Below are 15,655 nucleotides of genomic sequence, written 5' to 3'. Positions count from 1 at the left end.
GGAGATATGGCGAATCGGGCGACGACCGATCAATTGGGATCCGCTGGGCTGGCGCCGATGCTCGATGCGCTGTTTCTGGAAGTTCGGCAGACGATTCTGGATCGGCAGCATCCGATCAGTGGCCTGCTGCCGGCCAGTACCGCCGTCAATGCGCACGGGGATTACACCGACGCCTGGGTGCGTGACAATGTTTACAGCATTCTGGCGGCCTGGGCTCTGGGCATGGCCTATCGTCGGGTGGATAGCGCGGATGCCCGCGCCTATGAGCTGGAGCAGGCCACCGTCAAAAACATGCGCGGTCTGCTGGCCGCCATGATGCGCCAGTCCGATCGGGTCGAACGGTTCAAGTTGCGCCAGAATCCCATGGATGCCCTGCATGCCAAATACGATACCGCGACGGGGTTGGCGGTGGTGGGGGATGACCAGTGGGGGCATTTGCAGCTCGATGCGACTTCACTATTCTTGCTGATGCTGGTGCAGATGACCTTGAGTGGGCTCAAGATCATCGCCAGTCGGGATGAAGTGCGATTCATCCAGAACTTGGTCTGGTATCTCTCACGCGCTTATTCGACCCCCGATTACGGGATCTGGGAGCGGGGAAACAAGATCAATCACGGCCAGCGCGAGCTGAATGCCAGTTCGCTGGGCATGGTGCTGGCGGCGCTTCAGGCGATCAATGGGTTTGATCTGTTCGGAGGAGACGGCGACGATCAGACCCGAATTTTTGTTCTCGCCGATGATATTGCGCGCACGGAAATGACGCTCAATGCCTTGCTGCCGCGTGAATCTGGTTCGAAAGAAGTCGATGCCGCGCTGTTGTCCGTCATCGGATTCCCCGCCTTTGCGGTGCGCGAGCGCGCGACGATTTTGGCGGTCGATCAGGCCATCCAGGACAAATTGACCGGTCGGTTCGGCTGCAAGCGGTTTCTGCGCGATGGCCACCAAACCGTGCTCGAAGATGAGCACAAGCTGCATTACGAGCCCGCCGAGTTGGAAACCTTTGCCGGCATCGAGTCGGAATGGCCGTTATTTTTTACCTATCAACTAATCAACCACTTGTTCGCGGGCAACCGGGTCGCGGCGGAACAGGTCAATAGTCGCTTGCAGCGCGTCGCGGTAGAGCGAGATGGGCAATGGTTGTTGCCCGAGCTGTATTTCGTGTTGCCGGAGGATGTTGCGGCCGAGCGCCAGAATCCGGGCAGCAGCGAGCGCGCCCCGAATGACAACCAGCCGCTGGTTTGGGCGCAGAGTTTATGGGTGGTCGGCCGGCTGTTGCTGGCGGGCGCGGTGGATGTCGAAGACATCGACCCGATCAACCGTCGTCATTACGCGGGCGGCCAGCGAATCAGCCGCGCGGTATCGGTTGCCCTGGTGGCAGAGACGGCGACGGTGGATACCGCGCTGGTCAATATGGGGTCGGATCGGCACATGCTGCTCGGCCAGTCGCGCATTCGGGTGGGATCGGTGCGTTCCCTGGTCGAGAACCTGGTGGATTTGGGGGCGAGTCCCCGCTTAGGGCTCTCTGGACGCCCCCGTCGTCGGGTGTTGGGGCTCAGCACCGCCAAGGTGTATGAAATCGACGGGCAGCAATGGCTGATAGTGCCGCAACTATTCGATACCGATGATTTTTATTTAACGCAGGATTTGGCGCTGCTGGTGCAGGAACTGCGTTCCACGATCGCGTATCTGCATCGATTCTGGCAGCAGCCGGGGCGACCGATTCTCACCCTGATGATTAGCGAATGGATGTTGCATGCACCAGATTTCATCGAGCTGCTTGCCTTCATTCGGGATGAAGTCATGACCGGGCGGGTCGGCGGGGTGCCGGTGCAGATGGATCGGGTGGAATCCTTGGTTTCGCGCGGCTATCGGGTGCGTTTGCCGGGCTTGATGGCGGGCTGGGCGGTGCGCAATCAAACGCAACGACCGGCGGTGGTGACGAGTCGCGCCACGGTGCCACCGGTGCAAGACTGGTCGTCGATGAGTGATGACGATCTGGCCGTGTCGTACATGCAAACCGATGATCTGGGGATGCGCATGGCGTTAGTCACCGAATGGGCGCGGCGGTACCCGGATCTTGCCGCACCGGTGCCCGATCCCGACGGGCGGCTGGTGACGCTCGGCGAGTTGGTCGAGGCCTTGTTCCGTCAGGCGCAGCGCAGCCGCACCTGGGCGGTGATGCGCCGCAGCGCCGAGTTGCTTGGCAAGGTGGATGCGTATCTTGAAGTGGCGCTGATGGATTTGTTGGTGCGGCAGAAGCGACTGGCGGTGGGGCGGTCGTACACCAGCAAGGCACTGATCGTCGAACCGCTATCCAACCCCGACATCCTGCAACGCATCCGGGATTATTGTGGCGATGACCCGCGCGAACGCATCTTGACGCAGGAACTGATCATTCATTTGGGCGGCTGGATTCGCTCGCAGCCGGAGCTGTTTACCGATGTCATTACTCTGCGCATCGGCCCCTTGCTGCAAACCTTGATTGCGCTGACGGCGCGCGAACAGTCTCTGGCGCCGAGTGCGGCCTTCGATTGGTTGATGGCGCAGGCGCCCAGCGTGCTCAGTCAAAAATTACGCGCCGCGCTGACCTGGAAAGGGGGCAGTTCCCGGCTGGAATCGCTGCGGCTGGCGAAGGGGTCCAGCGGCCTGGATTCCGTGGTGTTCCGAGCCGAAGATGACCCCGAATCGACCGCGGAGGACTGGTTGACCTGGCGAAGCATTGAAGGCGCCATCGGTCGCCAGCCCGATGCGTTTTATCGCGGGATCTGGATGCTGCTCGCCCATATGCCGTCGCTGGTGATTGGCGACCGCTACAATCCGCAAAACACCCTCGATAGTGCGTTATGGCGCAGTCAAAGTACGGCGGGCGAGAAAAACTTTGCGCTGACGGTCGAGCACATCCTCAACCGGATTGCCGCACCGGAATATCGGCAGCTCGTCATTGAAGCACTCGGTGCACTGATGCGCATCAGTGAGCAAAACCAGGGCTTGCAATTGGGTGATGCCTTGATCGTGGATGTGTTGATCGGGCATGCGGTGCGCATCGCCTGGTGCCGTGGGCAACGCGCGGGTCATGCCAGTTATGATGAGGTGCGCGATCAGGCTTGGGCTGCTTTTTATCAGCTGCCGCCGCATCAGGTCGCTTATTATGTGACCGAAGCACTGGAAACCTTGCTCGGCATGGGCGAGGCGCGTGATCTGGTTCCCACGACGGAGAAGTCCGACTCATGATTCTTGCCGCAGATATTGGGGGCACCAAAACCCTGCTTGCCCTGTTCGATGATACGGGCGGCCATCTCATCGCGATGAAGCGGTATGCCAGTGCGGATTCGTCCGATTTTCAGGCGTTGCTGGCGGAGTTTTTACTGGAGGTTCTCAGCAGCGTGCCCGAAGGTGAGCTGATTCGCGCGGCGGGATTCGGTATCGCCGGGCCAATCACCGGCGGCCATGGTGCTCAGCGCGTCCAGACGACGAACCTGCCTTGGATGTTGGATAGCGCAGCCATCGCGCGGCAGCTCGGCGGCGTGCCGGTCTGGTTTGTCAACGATCTGGTTGCCAGCGGGCGGGCGGCCGTGTCGAGCCCTTTGGCGGCGCGGGTATCGCTCAATCCCTCGGCGGTGTATCAGGAAGGCCATGCCGCGGTGATCGCCGCGGGCACGGGGTTGGGTGAGGCGCTGTTTTTTTACGATGGCGCGCGGTATCACGCGATGCCGACCGAGGGCGGCCATGCCGATTTTGCCCCGAATTCTGCCCTGGAGGCCGAGTTGTGGGCGTTTTTGCGTACCCGGCTCAATGGTCATGTCAGTGTCGAGCGGGTGATTTGCGGCGCCGGTTTTTCGCTGTTGTATGAGTTTTTACAAGCGCAGGGCTTGGGGCACCCCAGCCCACACATGCAGGCGCGGCTTGCATCGGCGGCGGATCCGAACGCGGAAATCACCCGGCAAGGCGTGGCTGGCAGCGATGCGCTCAGTGTGCAGGTTTGCCAGATTTTTGCGCGGATCTATGGGGCGGAAGCCGGGAATCTCGCCTTGAAGAGCTTGCCGCTCGGCGGGGTGTTCGTGGCTGGCGCCATCGCCGGGCATATTGCACCGTTTATGGCCAAGGAATTCATGCACGGCTTTCTGGATAAGGGGCGTTTTCGGGGTCTGCTGGAGACGCTGCCGGTCTGGATGGTCTCTGCCGATGATCTCGCGCTCAAAGGTGCCGCGCAGGTCGCTGCCTCTGGTCTGGACGCTGCGTGAGCCAATCGATGCGCTATCCGCGTTTGTGCGGGCTATATCTCCTGACCGACGAGCGATTGGGCGATGCCTTGTTGCCGACTGTGCGCTGCGCACTCGATCAGGGCGTGCGCGTATTGCAGTACCGGAACAAATCGGGCGATGCGGCGCGACGGCTGGCCGAAGCCCAGGCGTTGCGCGCGCTGTGTGCGGACGCCGGGGTTCTGTTTTTGATCAACGATGATGTGCAGCTGGCCAAGGCGGTGGCCGCAGATGGCGTGCACCTCGGGCGCGAGGATGCCTCGATCGAGTCGGCGCGGGCGTTACTCGGCGCCGCATCCATCATCGGCGTATCCTGCTACAACGAATGGCAGCGGGCGGAAGCGGCCGTAGCCTCGGGTGCGAATTATCTGGCGTTCGGTGCCTTTTTCCCGAGCCAAACCAAACCAGAGGCGGTTACGGCCACGCCGGACTTGCTGCGCCGTGCCCGCCGTACCTGGGCAGTGCCCCTGTGTGCGATTGGGGGTATTACGCCAGAAAATGGCGCTGCCTTGATCGAGGCGGGCGCGGATATGCTGGCGGTCATTTCCGCCGTATTGCTGCAGCCGGATGTCGCGCAGGCGGCGCGGCGCTTCGCCGCGCTGTGGCCGAAATAAACTCATACCATCGACCAGGGGATTGACCTGATGACTGATAACCACACCTTGTTTACCCAAGCCCAGCGCCACATTCCCGGGGGCGTGAATTCCCCTGTGCGCGCGTTCCGTTCGGTGGGTGGGGAACCGGTCTTTGTGCAACGGGCGCAGGGCGCCCATTTTTGGGATGAGGCGGGGCGGCGCTATATCGATTATGTCGGCTCATGGGGGCCGATGATTCTGGGGCATGCCGATCCGCGGGTCATCGAGGCGGTGCGTTCGGCGGCGCTTCAGGGCTTGTCTTACGGTGCGCCGACCGTGGCGGAAACCACCATGGCCGATCGAATCTGCGCGCTTGTGCCTTCGATCGAAATGGTTCGGCTGACTTCGTCCGGCACCGAGGCGACGATGAGCGCGATCCGTTTGGCGCGGGGCTATACCGGCCGGGAAAAGATCATCAAGTTCGAAGGCAATTATCACGGCCACTCCGATTCTCTCCTGGTCAAGGCTGGCTCGGGCGCTTTGACCTTCGGCGTGCCCAGTTCACCCGGGGTGCCCAAGGCACTGGCTGAACTCACGCTGACACTCGAATACAACAATCTCGCGCAGGTGGAGCAGGTCTTCGCCGAGCAAGGGGCGGAAATCGCCGCGATTATCGTTGAACCGGTGGCCGGCAACATGAACTGCATCCCGCCCGTGCCGGGTTTTCTGCAAGGGCTACGCGCTCTGTGTGATGCCCATGGCAGTGTCCTGATTTTCGATGAGGTGATGACCGGCTTCCGGGTGGCGCTCGGCGGTGCCCAGGCGCATTACGGCGTCAAGCCGGATCTCACGACCCTGGGGAAAATCATCGGCGGGGGGATGCCGGTGGGTGCGTTTGGTGGCAAGCGCGAGATCATGACCCGTGTCTCGCCACTCGGGCCGGTGTATCAAGCCGGGACGCTGTCGGGGAATCCGGTGGCCATGGCGGCGGGGCTCGCCACCTTGGAGGCGCTGAGGGCGCCGGGATTTTACGAACGACTCAGCGCCAAGACGGCCGCACTCTGCGCCGGATTGACCGAGGCGGCGCTTGCGGCGGGTGTGCCGTTTCTCGCGCAGCAGGTCGGCGGGATGTTCGGCCTGTTCTTCACGCGGGAGACGGCAGTACACAGCTACGCGCAGGCGACGGCCTGCGACACGGCGGCATTCAATCGGTTCTTTCATGGCATGTTGGCCGAAGGCGTGTATCTGGCGCCCTCCGCGTTTGAAGCGGGCTTCGTCTCTCAGGCGCATACCGACGAGGATCTGGCGGCGACGATCGAGGCGGCCAAACGGGTTTTCGCGCAAGGCGGAACCTCGGGTCGAAGCGTTTGAATCGAAAACGGGTGAATGGGTGAGTTATGTGCGGAATTGTTGCGGCCGTCGCTCAGCGGCCAGTGTGGCCGATCTTGCTGGAAGGCTTGCGGCGTTTGGAGTACCGAGGCTACGACTCCGCCGGATTGGCGGTACTGAGTCCGACGGGTGAGATCGCCTCGGCGCGGGCGGTAGGAAAAGTCGCGACACTGGCGAACCAGATGGGCGCCGGGGGATTGCCCGGCGTGGTTGGTATTGCCCATACCCGCTGGGCCACGCATGGCGTGCCTGCCGAGCGCAATGCCCATCCGCATCTCGCCGATGAACGGGTGGCCGTGGTGCATAACGGCATCATCGAGAATCACGCGGTGCTGCGGGCGCAGTTGCAGGCGCGTGGCCGGGTGTTCGCTTCGGATACCGATACGGAAGTCGTTGCCCATCTGCTCGCGGAGACACTGGCTGCGGGTCTTGCGCCCCAGGCGGCGTTCTTTGCAGTGCTCGATCAATTGGAAGGCGCTTTTGCCCTGGCGGTCGTGCTGCGCGATACGCCGAATCAACTCTTTATCGCGCGCCGGGGTAGCCCTTTGGTTGTTGGCGTGGGGCTGGGGGAGTACTTTGCGGCCTCGGATGCCTTGGCGTTATTGCCGGTTACGCAACAGTTCGTCTACCTCGCCGAGGGGGATCGCGGGGTGCTGACACAATCGGGCATGCAATTGTTCGACGCCAAAGGGGTGCCGGTTACCCGCCCCGTGGTCACTTCCGCGCAACGCGCCGACAGTGCCGATCGGGGCGGTTATAAGCACTTCATGCTCAAAGAGATTTTTGAACAACCCTCCGCGATTGCCGATACTCTGGAAGGCCGGATTGCCGGGGGGCGGGTGTTGCCGCAAGCCTTCGGCGTGGGGGCAGAAGCCCGGTTCGCAACTGTACAGCGCCTGCAGATCGTCGCCTGCGGCACCAGCTACCACGCGGGCTTGGTGGCGCGGTACTGGTTCGAAGACATTCTGGGTTTGCCCACGGCGGTTGAGGTGTCTTCCGAATTTCATTACCGTAACCCTGTGCTGGAACCGGGGACGATGCTGGTGATGCTATCGCAGTCCGGGGAAACCGCCGATACGCTGGCCGCCTTGCGCATGGTGCGTCAACGAGCGCCGTCGATTCCGGTTTTGGCTATTTGTAATGCGCCGGAGTCCTCACTCGTGCGCGAAGCGGATCTGGTGCTGATGACGCATGCGGGGCCGGAGATTTCCGTAGCCTCGACCAAGGCATTTTCCACCCAGTTGGTCTCGCTGGCCTTGTTGTTGCTCGCGCTGGGGCGAGTGCGCCAACTGCTGTCTGAGGCTGATGAGCAGCGGATTGTGGCTGGCCTGGAGAAAATTCCGCAGCTTGCGCAGCAGGCGCTCACCCATGATGCGGCCATCATTGCCTTGGCCGAGCAGTTGGTGGATAAGCATCATGCCCTGTTCCTCGGTCGCGGTGTGATGTATCCGATTGCGCTCGAAGGCGCCTTGAAACTAAAAGAAATCAGTTATATACATGCAGAAGCTTATCCTGCGGGTGAGCTGAAGCACGGCCCGCTCGCCTTGATCGACGATACCATGCCCGTGATCACCATTGCGCCGCAGAATGATCTGCTCGATAAACTGAAATCCAATATGGCCGAGGTGGCGGCACGGGGGGCGGAATTATTCGTGTTTGCCGATGAACGGGCGGGCTTGGTCGATGAGCCGCGCCTGCATGTGTTGCCCGTCACCTCGCATGTTGGGCGGATTTCGGCGCCAATCATCTTCAATATTCCGTTGCAATTGCTGGCCTATCATGTGGCCGTGCTCAAAGGAACCGATGTTGATCAGCCGCGCAATCTGGCCAAATCCGTGACGGTGGAATAACCCATGACAACCCGTTTTGCACGCAGACAGTCTGCACCCGATTCCCCTCCGGATGGTGCGGAACCGAGCAAATCCGAGCGCAAGCGCGAGGCCGAGGCGGCGCGTGATCTTGGCGAGAGGCTATTGGCACTGCCGGAATCGGCGCTGGGGGAATTTCCTTTGTCGGATAACCTGCGCGCGGCCTTGCGTGAAGCCAGGCGAATCACTGCACACGGCGCTCGTCGTCGGCAGTTGCAGTACATCGGCAAATTGATGCGCCAGCAAGATTTACCCGCCATCGAGGCGGCACTGAGCCGGATCGATCCCGATGACCCGCACAATGTTCGCGTGCAGCATGAGGCCGAACGCTGGCGCAATCGGCTGTTGAATGATCCGGCGGCGTTGACGGCCTTTATCGAGGCGTATCCCTCGGTCGATGCCCAAGTGTTGCGCCAAGTGTTGCGCCAAGTGCAGAAAGAACAGGCCGAACAGAAACCGCCGCGTGATTTCCGAGTGCTTTTTCGCGTCCTGCGCACGGCGATTGCGGCCGAAGAACAACCCAGACTGGATGAATTAACCGAATGAAAATCAGTATTTTTGGCACCGGTTATGTTGGGCTGGTCACCGGCGCTTGCTTGGCGGAAGTCGGTCATACCGTGATGTGTGTCGATATCGACGCCGAGAAAATCGAACGACTGAAACAGGGCATCATTCCGATTTTTGAACCGGGACTTGAGTCGATCGTGCGCGAGAATTCGGCGGAAGATCGGCTGTTGTTTACCACCGATGCCGCCGATGCCGTGGCGTTTGCTGAAGTGCAGTTCATCGCGGTCGGCACGCCACCGGATGAAGATGGTTCGGCAGATTTGCGTTTCGTACTGGCCGTGGCTGAACAGATTGGGCGGCATATGACGGCGCACAAAATCGTTGTCAATAAATCCACGGTTCCGGTTGGCACTGGTGATCGGGTACGCGCCACGGTGGCAGCGGCGCTCGCGGAACGCGGATTGGCATTGAGCTTCGATGTGGTGTCCAATCCCGAGTTTCTGAAAGAAGGCGCGGCGGTGAATGATTTCATGAAGCCCGATCGCATCATCATCGGCACAACGGATGCCGCGAGCGAAAAGCGGATGCGCGAGCTGTATGCCCCGTTCAACCGGAACCATGACCGGATGATCGTGATGGATCTGCGCTCGGCGGAACTGACGAAATATGCTGCTAACGCGATGCTGGCGACCAAAATCAGCTTCATGAACGAATTGGCCAATCTGGCCGAACGCCTGGGCGCGGACATTGAACAGGTGCGGATCGGGATTGGTTCAGACCCCCGCATCGGGTATCACTTTATCTACCCCGGCTGTGGCTACGGCGGCTCGTGCTTTCCCAAAGATGTTCAGGCGCTATATCGCACCGCGCAGGAAGTGGGTTACGACGCGGGCTTGCTGGCGGCCGTCGAGGCGGTCAATCTGCGGCAAAAAAATCGGTTATTCGAACTGATCGTGCAGCATTTTGGTGGTATTGCCGCCTTGGCCGGCAAAACCTTTGCCTTGTGGGGGCTAGCGTTCAAGCCCAATACGGATGATATGCGGGCCGCACCGTCCCGTAGCTTGATGGAGGCGCTGTGGCGTGCCGGTGCGCGCGTGCAGGCGTTTGATCCGGAAGCCATGGAAGAAACCCAACGGATCTACGGCCAGCGTGCGGACTTGCTGCTTTGTGGCACCCGCGATGCGGCGTTGCGCGGGGCCGATGCGTTAGTGTTGTGTACGGAGTGGAAAACATTCCGTGCGCCGGATTTCGATCGCATGGCCGATTTATTACCGGCAAAACTGATTTTCGATGGGCGCAATGTGTACGATCCGGCGCTGCTGGCCGAGCATGGCTGGTCGTATTACGGGATTGGTCGTGGGCTCAGTGTCGCACGGCGTTGATGGGTTGATTTTGTTGATAGGTTGATTTTTTGATGCTGGCCAAAAGATATTGTTGGGCTAGCCGCTCAAGTATCGCGTAAAAATGTCGATAGCCTGAACAGCCAATCAGACTGGGATCAGGGCGCCTGTTTTGCCAAGGAATGGTAGCAAAACTTGTTAAGGAAACGATCATGAGGAAAGTCAGTATGTTACGCCGCCTAAAGTGGTCATTTGTCGCCGCTGGCGTGGGTATGGGCGCCGTGTTTCCGGTGTTCGCCAGCTTCTTCGTCAATTTTCGTCCCGGCATGTTGATCTGGTTTGTGATGGGTTGCCTGGGCGCGGGGGTCACCGTTGGCTTTTTCAATTATTGGGTGGCGCATGTCGTGCTTCTCAAACAGCTCGGCAAAATTGCCGAAATGGCGCTGGCGGTTCGTCAAGGCGATTTGACCAGTAAATGCCATGTCGAAAGCCATGATGCGATTGGGGATATTGCCAATAGTCTCAATGGCATGATCGACACCTTGCATCAGCAGATTGGCGACATCAATCGGGGTAGTCGTTCGATGCAGGAGGCTGCTTCGGTATTGCAGCAGCGGATCGATGAGGTGATGGCAGAACAGAATCGGGTGCAGGGACAACGCAGCCGTGTGTTGTCGGAAGTGGGGCATCTGGCCGAAAGCGGCTCCGCTTTGCGTCATGCCTTGCAACAGGTGGGGGCTCAGGCGCGTGCCATGCAAACCCGGTCTGAGCAAAGCCAGACGCAGGTCGGGCAGAGTGTGGATTCGATTCACTCTGCCATCCGTCGGGTGGATGAGGCAACCAACCACATTCGCTCGCTGGTGGCAGCCAAAGAAGAGATCGAGGCGATGACCCGTACCATCGGCTCGGTAGCCGATCAAACCAATCTGCTGGCATTGAATGCGGCCATTGAAGCGGCGCGGGCAGGCGAGCATGGTCGGGGTTTTGCCGTGGTGGCGGAAGAAGTGCGCGCGCTGGCCTTGCGTAGCCGTGATGCCACGGTGCAGATTGCGGCCGTGATGGAGCGATTGACCCGGGAAGTTAGTGTGACGGATCAAACCATGAATGAAGTGGTCACCTATTCGCAGCAGGCGGAAGTTGCCTTGTCCGCGGTGCAGCAAGAACTGGATTCCGTGCTGCACACCATTGCCGAGTCGGTTGCGGCGACCCTGGATGTGGAAAGCCATAGCCAGGGACATCAACAAACGATCGAGCAGATGCATACGGATCTGAATAGTCTGGTCGAAGTGATCGAGGCCAATGCGCGTCATATGGCGGCGGCTCAATCGGCGGTCACCACGGTTCAGCGAGATGCTGAGGGGTTGGCGCTGCGTGTGCGGGATTTCCGGATTTAATCGCCCGGTTTTCCCGACGGCGGTATAAACTCTTCAGCCAATGCTTTTGAGTAAAGTGGTGCCCAGCCATGAGTGATTCCCGAGATTCGTCCCCCACCTTGCCGACCAATCCAGATCAGGAACGGTTATATCTGCTCAGGGATCAGGCTCGGGCGCTCATTTTGGCGACGATCGATGAGGATGGTTTTCCCAGTCTCAGCACGCTCCCGTTTGTGTGGTATGAGCAGGCTTTTTGGGTGTTGATGAGCGATCTCTCGCCCCACACCAAACAGGTTCGGCATCACCCGGTGGTGGAACTGATGCTGATCGAGGATGAAGCGAAAACCCACAACATTTATAACCGAGCTCGGGTCACCTGGCGTGCGGATGTTATGCGTGTGGAACGCGGTGACAGCCGCAGCTCGGAAGTGTTTCAAGGGCTTCGATCCCGCCACGGGAAGATTGTCGATGTCTTGCTGCAGTTGCCGGATTTTCACCTGCATCGGATGGTGCCGGGTGCCGGGCGACTGGTGAATGGATTTGGTCGGGCGTTCAAGATCGACGGGTTTGATCTGCTGACTCATTTGCGTGGTTCTTGACCCAGTCTTCAAGCGTTCGGTAATCGTTCGCAGCATAAAAACCCGCCAAATGGCGGGTTTTTTGCGCGTCTCCGTCTATTCGCCAGACGGATTATTTTTCGAGACGATTGATCCCGATCGCCCGCATCATGTACTTCTCGTACAGAGGTTCAGAGGTGCCTTTCTTCATTTTGCGGATGAAGTATTTTTCAAACGCAATTTTGGCCAGATGCACCCATTTACCCGCAGCAAACCAGTTCACATTGCGCGGCGGGATTTGCGGCAGGGCGATAAACGCGGCGCCGCGGTCACCGAAGTCGGCCAGACAGATGGCTTGCCAGGTGCCTTTGTGGTTGGCTTCGCCATGCCCGGAGAGTTCGGCATGAATGTTGTGCACGATCGCGGTGACCATGGATTCGATCATATAACCCGTTTTCGGTGCGCCGACCGCAACCGGTGTTTTCTCTACCGGCGGGATGGCGACAGCAACGCCCGCCGAGAAAATATTTTTGTACACCGGGTTGCGTTGGTATTCGTCAATTTTGACGAAGCCGCGCGGGTTGCACATCTCTTCGACACTGGCCACGCAGTCCACCCCTTTGAACGCCGGGAGCATCATGGAGTGTTGGAAGGGCAGCTCGTGCTGGGCGATAACCTGGCCATTGCGGTCATATTCATCGACGAACATCTTGCCGGCTTCGACCTTGGTCACTTTGGCATTGGTAATCCACTTGATATCGTGGCCGCGCAGCTCGGATTCGAGCATGCCGTTTGAATCCCCGACGCCGCCGAGACCCAAATGGCCGATATAAGGCTCAGGTGTTACAAAGGTAATCGGCACCTTGGCGCGGATTTTTTTCTTGCGCAGCGCCGTGTCCAGAATAAAGACATATTCATAAGCCGGACCGTAGCAGCTGGCACCGGCCATGGCGCCGACGATGACCGGGCCAGGTTTTTCCACCAGCTTTTTGAAATCCTCGTAAGCGTGCTCGGCATGGTCGATCGTGCAGACCGATTGGGTATGCCCCCCGTGCGGGCCGGATCCTTCGACTTCCGAGAACATCAGCTTGGCGCCGGTGGTGATGACCAGATAGTCATAGGCCAGCGACTCGCCATTGGCGAGCACCATGCGGTTTTCTTTCGGATGGATGGCCTCCACGCGTTGGCAGATAAAGTCGATTCCTTTGCGTTCGAGGTAGGGGGCGATCGGAAAAGTGATGTCGTCCCGGTTGCGCCAGCCCACGGCAACCCACGGGTTGGATGGGATGAACTGGAAATACGGATCGGCATTGATCACCGTGATTTTGTGTTCCTTGCCGAGCTCTTGCCGCATTTCGTAGGCAGCGGGCATGCCGCCGATCCCTGCGCCAAGAATGACGATATGTGCCATGGTGCAAACTCCTGTGGTGGTTAGTCGCTCGGTCAGGCGAGCGGAAATCGGTCATCGTGATTGGCGCGTGCGGATCGTCACGGACTGCCGCTGGCTAGTTATAAGAATCGCGCCGCCAGCCCATAGCCAACCAAACGATGGGCGATTCTTGCGCGAAGGCGCGAGAATGGCAAGAGGAATTCGCCTGAATTTTCAATACAGTTTGCGTTGATTGAAATAACCTACTGATTTATTTCGGAAAATTAAATAATTGTTCGCATAGGAAAAACGATTTTCACAGGGGTTCATTGCGGGAATTTCCCCGCCAGTCTGTCAACTCTTGCCGGCTAATGGTCAAGATGGCCGCATCAGTGGTGGGGAGTGAAAGCCATTGGAGTCGGTGGTTTGGCCAGGTGGTATCGATCAATCGGCGGCTGTTGCCGACTTCAATGAATACCCGTCCCGTTGGATTCAGGTGCTTTGCTGCCTGGTCGAGCAACCGTTCGACGATCGCTAAGCCATGATCTTCGGCGTACAGCCCCAAGGCGGGCTCGTGGTGGTATTCGGCGGGAAGGTCGTCCGCTTCATCGGGGTCGACATACGGTGGGTTACTGATGATGAGGTCAAACAGCAGAGGGCGGCCGATTTCATCCAGCAGGGCGTCCAGCACATCAGATTGCACCAATGCGACCCGATCTTCTACTTGATGTGCCAGCACATTTTCGCTGGCCACTTGCAGGGCATCGAATGAGATATCGCTGCCGATCACCTGCGCCTGCGGGAAATGCTGCGCTAGGGCGATGGCAAGACAACCCGAGCCGGTGCCGACATCCAGCAGATTGAGGGGTGCCGCTGCGTCGCTGATCCAGGGGGCAAAGCGATCGGCAATCAGTGCGGCAAACGGCGAACGGGGAATCAGCACCCGTTCATCTACGAAGTAGGGCTGCCCCATGAACCAGGCGCGTTGCAAAAGATACGCGGTCGGTATTTGCTCAAGACAGCGCCGCCGGATCAGTTCGACAACCCGGGTGATTTCTCCTGGTGTCAGTTTGGCGTGCCAGTGTTGGGCATCCAGCGAGAGCGGCAGGTGCAGCGCGTCCAAAACCAACCAGGCAGCCTCGTCCCAATAGCAGGTCGTGCCGTGTCCAAGAAACACCTGATGCTCATCCATGCGGCTGGCCGCCCAGCGAATAAAGTCGGCCAGGGTGGCGAGTTGACGATGATCATCGATGAGTGGGAAGCGGACGTCGGATGGGGTAGTCATGGGGTCGATTGGGCAGTCGTTGGGCGGAATTAACCCATTGTGGCAGAAGTCGGTGGGTCGCGAGGGATTCTTGCCGACGCGCTGCGCGCCCTCGCGGCATAGGGCGCCTGAGGTATGATGCTTTGCGTGATTTCCGCTGACTTGATTGAGGTTGTTATGTCCGATTTATCACCGCACGAAGCCGAGTCAGGCGCACAACGAGCGCCTTCCTTCGCGCAGACGGTGTGGACGATGGTTCAGTATGCGTTGCCGCATCATGCGATTTCTCGTTTGGTTTACCGGGCAAGTCGCTGGCGCACCCCGTTTACCGCTGCCTTGATCCGCGCGTTTGTGCAGCGTTTCGGGGTGAATCTCGCGGAAGCGGCGGAACCTGATCCCGCGATATACCCGAGTTTCAATGCATTTTTTACCCGGGCGCTGCGCGCAGATGTCCGCCCGTTGCCGGATGATCCGCTGGCTTGGGTCAGTCCCTGCGATGGCGTGTTAAGCCAGTTCGGCCTGGCGCAATCGGGTAATTTGATTCAGGCCAAGGGGCGGGATTACACCGTTGCCCAACTGTTGGGCGGCGATGTCGCACTGGCCGAGCAATTTGGCCACAGCCACTATGCGACGATTTACCTCTCGCCTAAGGACTACCATCGGGTGCATATGCCGGTTGCCGGCCGTTTGGTGCAGATGATTCATGTGCCGGGTCGATTATTTAGTGTTTCCCCGGCCACGGTGCAGCAGGTGCCTGAATTGCTGGCGCGAAATGAGCGGCTGGTCTGTGTGTTTGAGACGGATTGGGGGTTGATGGCACTGGTGCTGGTTGGGGCGATCAATGTCGCTGCGATTGAAACCGTCTGGGCGGGGGTGGTCACCCCGCCTGCGGGCCAGGGCATCAGTTCGCGTCGTTATGGCGCGGATACCGGGATGCAGATTGCGTTGGATCGAGGACAAGAAATGGGGCGCTTCAATCTGGGTTCGACGGTGGTGATGCTGTTACCCTCCGCCTGTCAGTTTGCGTCAGGCTTGTTCCCGGGGATGACGGTTAAGATGGGGCAGGCGCTGGGGGGTTGTGCTCAGCCGGTAGCAGAGTAAACTCCATTAGATTTTCGATTCTGCCTCATTGCTATCCCGGTGCAGGCTGCGGC

General features: G+C 59.5%; 12 protein-coding genes. 10 read left to right on the top strand and 2 right to left on the bottom strand.

The features are described from left to right. Positions 1-6 precede the first annotated feature (6 nt). The 9 genes from VOI35_RS05400 to VOI35_RS05360 all read left to right on the top strand — a co-directional run bounded on the left by VOI35_RS05400 (position 7) and on the right by VOI35_RS05360 (position 11,910). Positions 7-3,231, top strand: a complete 3,225-nt coding sequence (locus VOI35_RS05400) for a glycoside hydrolase family 15 protein (RefSeq protein ID WP_407275049.1) — start codon at positions 7-9, stop codon at positions 3,229-3,231. After that, positions 3,228-4,241, top strand: a complete 1,014-nt coding sequence (locus VOI35_RS05395) for a glucokinase (RefSeq protein ID WP_407275048.1) — start codon at positions 3,228-3,230, stop codon at positions 4,239-4,241. The genes VOI35_RS05400 and VOI35_RS05395 overlap by 4 nt, the downstream gene beginning before the upstream one ends. Positions 4,242-4,249: 8 nt before the next feature. After that, positions 4,250-4,873, top strand: coding sequence for a thiamine phosphate synthase (thiE, locus tag VOI35_RS05390; RefSeq protein ID WP_407275047.1), 624 nt, complete (start codon positions 4,250-4,252; stop codon positions 4,871-4,873). 30 nt (positions 4,874-4,903) lie between these two features. After that, positions 4,904-6,205, top strand: coding sequence for a glutamate-1-semialdehyde 2,1-aminomutase (gene hemL, locus VOI35_RS05385; protein ID WP_407275046.1), 1,302 nt, complete (start codon positions 4,904-4,906; stop codon positions 6,203-6,205). A gap of 26 nt (positions 6,206-6,231) precedes the next feature. After that, the gene (gene glmS, locus VOI35_RS05380) at positions 6,232-8,073 is read left to right on the top strand and encodes a glutamine--fructose-6-phosphate transaminase (isomerizing) (protein WP_407275045.1); all 1,842 of its coding nucleotides are present in this window, start codon (positions 6,232-6,234) and stop codon (positions 8,071-8,073) included. A gap of 3 nt (positions 8,074-8,076) precedes the next feature. After that, positions 8,077-8,637 carry a ribosome biogenesis factor YjgA gene (gene yjgA / locus VOI35_RS05375; protein ID WP_407275044.1) on the top strand — a complete coding sequence of 187 codons (561 nt, stop codon included), beginning with the start codon at positions 8,077-8,079 and terminating at the stop codon, positions 8,635-8,637. Further along, positions 8,634-9,980 carry a UDP-glucose dehydrogenase family protein gene (locus VOI35_RS05370; protein WP_407275043.1) on the top strand — a complete coding sequence of 449 codons (1,347 nt, stop codon included), beginning with the start codon at positions 8,634-8,636 and terminating at the stop codon, positions 9,978-9,980. The genes yjgA and VOI35_RS05370 overlap by 4 nt, the downstream gene beginning before the upstream one ends. Before the next feature lie 170 nt (positions 9,981-10,150). Next, on the top strand, positions 10,151-11,332 hold the full coding sequence (locus VOI35_RS05365) for a methyl-accepting chemotaxis protein (protein ID WP_407275042.1): 1,182 nt from the start codon (positions 10,151-10,153) through the stop codon (positions 11,330-11,332). Positions 11,333-11,400: 68 nt separating this feature from the next. Next, positions 11,401-11,910 carry a HugZ family protein gene (locus VOI35_RS05360; protein WP_407275041.1) on the top strand — a complete coding sequence of 170 codons (510 nt, stop codon included), beginning with the start codon at positions 11,401-11,403 and terminating at the stop codon, positions 11,908-11,910. A 91-nt stretch (positions 11,911-12,001) separates the two neighbouring features. Here the strand turns inward: VOI35_RS05360 and VOI35_RS05355 are convergent, their stop codons facing one another. Both VOI35_RS05355 and prmB read right to left on the bottom strand, forming a co-directional pair. After that, positions 12,002-13,279 carry an NAD(P)/FAD-dependent oxidoreductase gene (locus VOI35_RS05355; protein ID WP_407275040.1) on the bottom strand — a complete coding sequence of 426 codons (1,278 nt, stop codon included), beginning with the start codon at positions 13,277-13,279 and terminating at the stop codon, positions 12,002-12,004. A 274-nt stretch (positions 13,280-13,553) separates the two neighbouring features. Beyond that, positions 13,554-14,522, bottom strand: coding sequence for a 50S ribosomal protein L3 N(5)-glutamine methyltransferase (gene prmB, locus VOI35_RS05350; RefSeq protein ID WP_407275039.1), 969 nt, complete (start codon positions 14,520-14,522; stop codon positions 13,554-13,556). 231 nt (positions 14,523-14,753) lie between these two features. On the opposite strand from prmB, the gene asd reads away from it, so the two are divergent. Beyond that, positions 14,754-15,602 (top strand): archaetidylserine decarboxylase, encoded by an 849-nt coding sequence (asd, locus tag VOI35_RS05345; RefSeq protein WP_407276801.1) that lies wholly within the window; start codon positions 14,754-14,756, stop codon positions 15,600-15,602. Positions 15,603-15,655: the final 53 nt, after the last annotated feature.

This window comes from Halothiobacillus sp. DCM-1, from assembly GCF_045689735.1.
Lineage (GTDB): Bacteria > Pseudomonadota > Gammaproteobacteria > Halothiobacillales > Halothiobacillaceae > Halothiobacillus.
This window is presented reverse-complemented; position numbering and strand designations above follow the sequence as displayed.

Coding starts and splice junctions, on each gene's coding strand:
- VOI35_RS05400 (WP_407275049.1), top strand. CDS start 7: ATGGCGAATCGGGCGACGACCGATCAATTGGGATCCGCTGGGCTGGCG.
- VOI35_RS05360 (WP_407275041.1), top strand. CDS start 11,401: ATGAGTGATTCCCGAGATTCGTCCCCCACCTTGCCGACCAATCCAGAT.
- VOI35_RS05365 (WP_407275042.1), top strand. CDS start 10,151: ATGAGGAAAGTCAGTATGTTACGCCGCCTAAAGTGGTCATTTGTCGCC.
- thiE (WP_407275047.1), top strand. CDS start 4,250: ATGCGCTATCCGCGTTTGTGCGGGCTATATCTCCTGACCGACGAGCGA.
- prmB (WP_407275039.1), bottom strand. CDS start 14,522: ATGACTACCCCATCCGACGTCCGCTTCCCACTCATCGATGATCATCGT.
- yjgA (WP_407275044.1), top strand. CDS start 8,077: ATGACAACCCGTTTTGCACGCAGACAGTCTGCACCCGATTCCCCTCCG.
- glmS (WP_407275045.1), top strand. CDS start 6,232: ATGTGCGGAATTGTTGCGGCCGTCGCTCAGCGGCCAGTGTGGCCGATC.
- VOI35_RS05370 (WP_407275043.1), top strand. CDS start 8,634: ATGAAAATCAGTATTTTTGGCACCGGTTATGTTGGGCTGGTCACCGGC.
- VOI35_RS05395 (WP_407275048.1), top strand. CDS start 3,228: ATGATTCTTGCCGCAGATATTGGGGGCACCAAAACCCTGCTTGCCCTG.
- asd (WP_407276801.1), top strand. CDS start 14,754: ATGGTTCAGTATGCGTTGCCGCATCATGCGATTTCTCGTTTGGTTTAC.
- VOI35_RS05355 (WP_407275040.1), bottom strand. CDS start 13,279: ATGGCACATATCGTCATTCTTGGCGCAGGGATCGGCGGCATGCCCGCT.
- hemL (WP_407275046.1), top strand. CDS start 4,904: ATGACTGATAACCACACCTTGTTTACCCAAGCCCAGCGCCACATTCCC.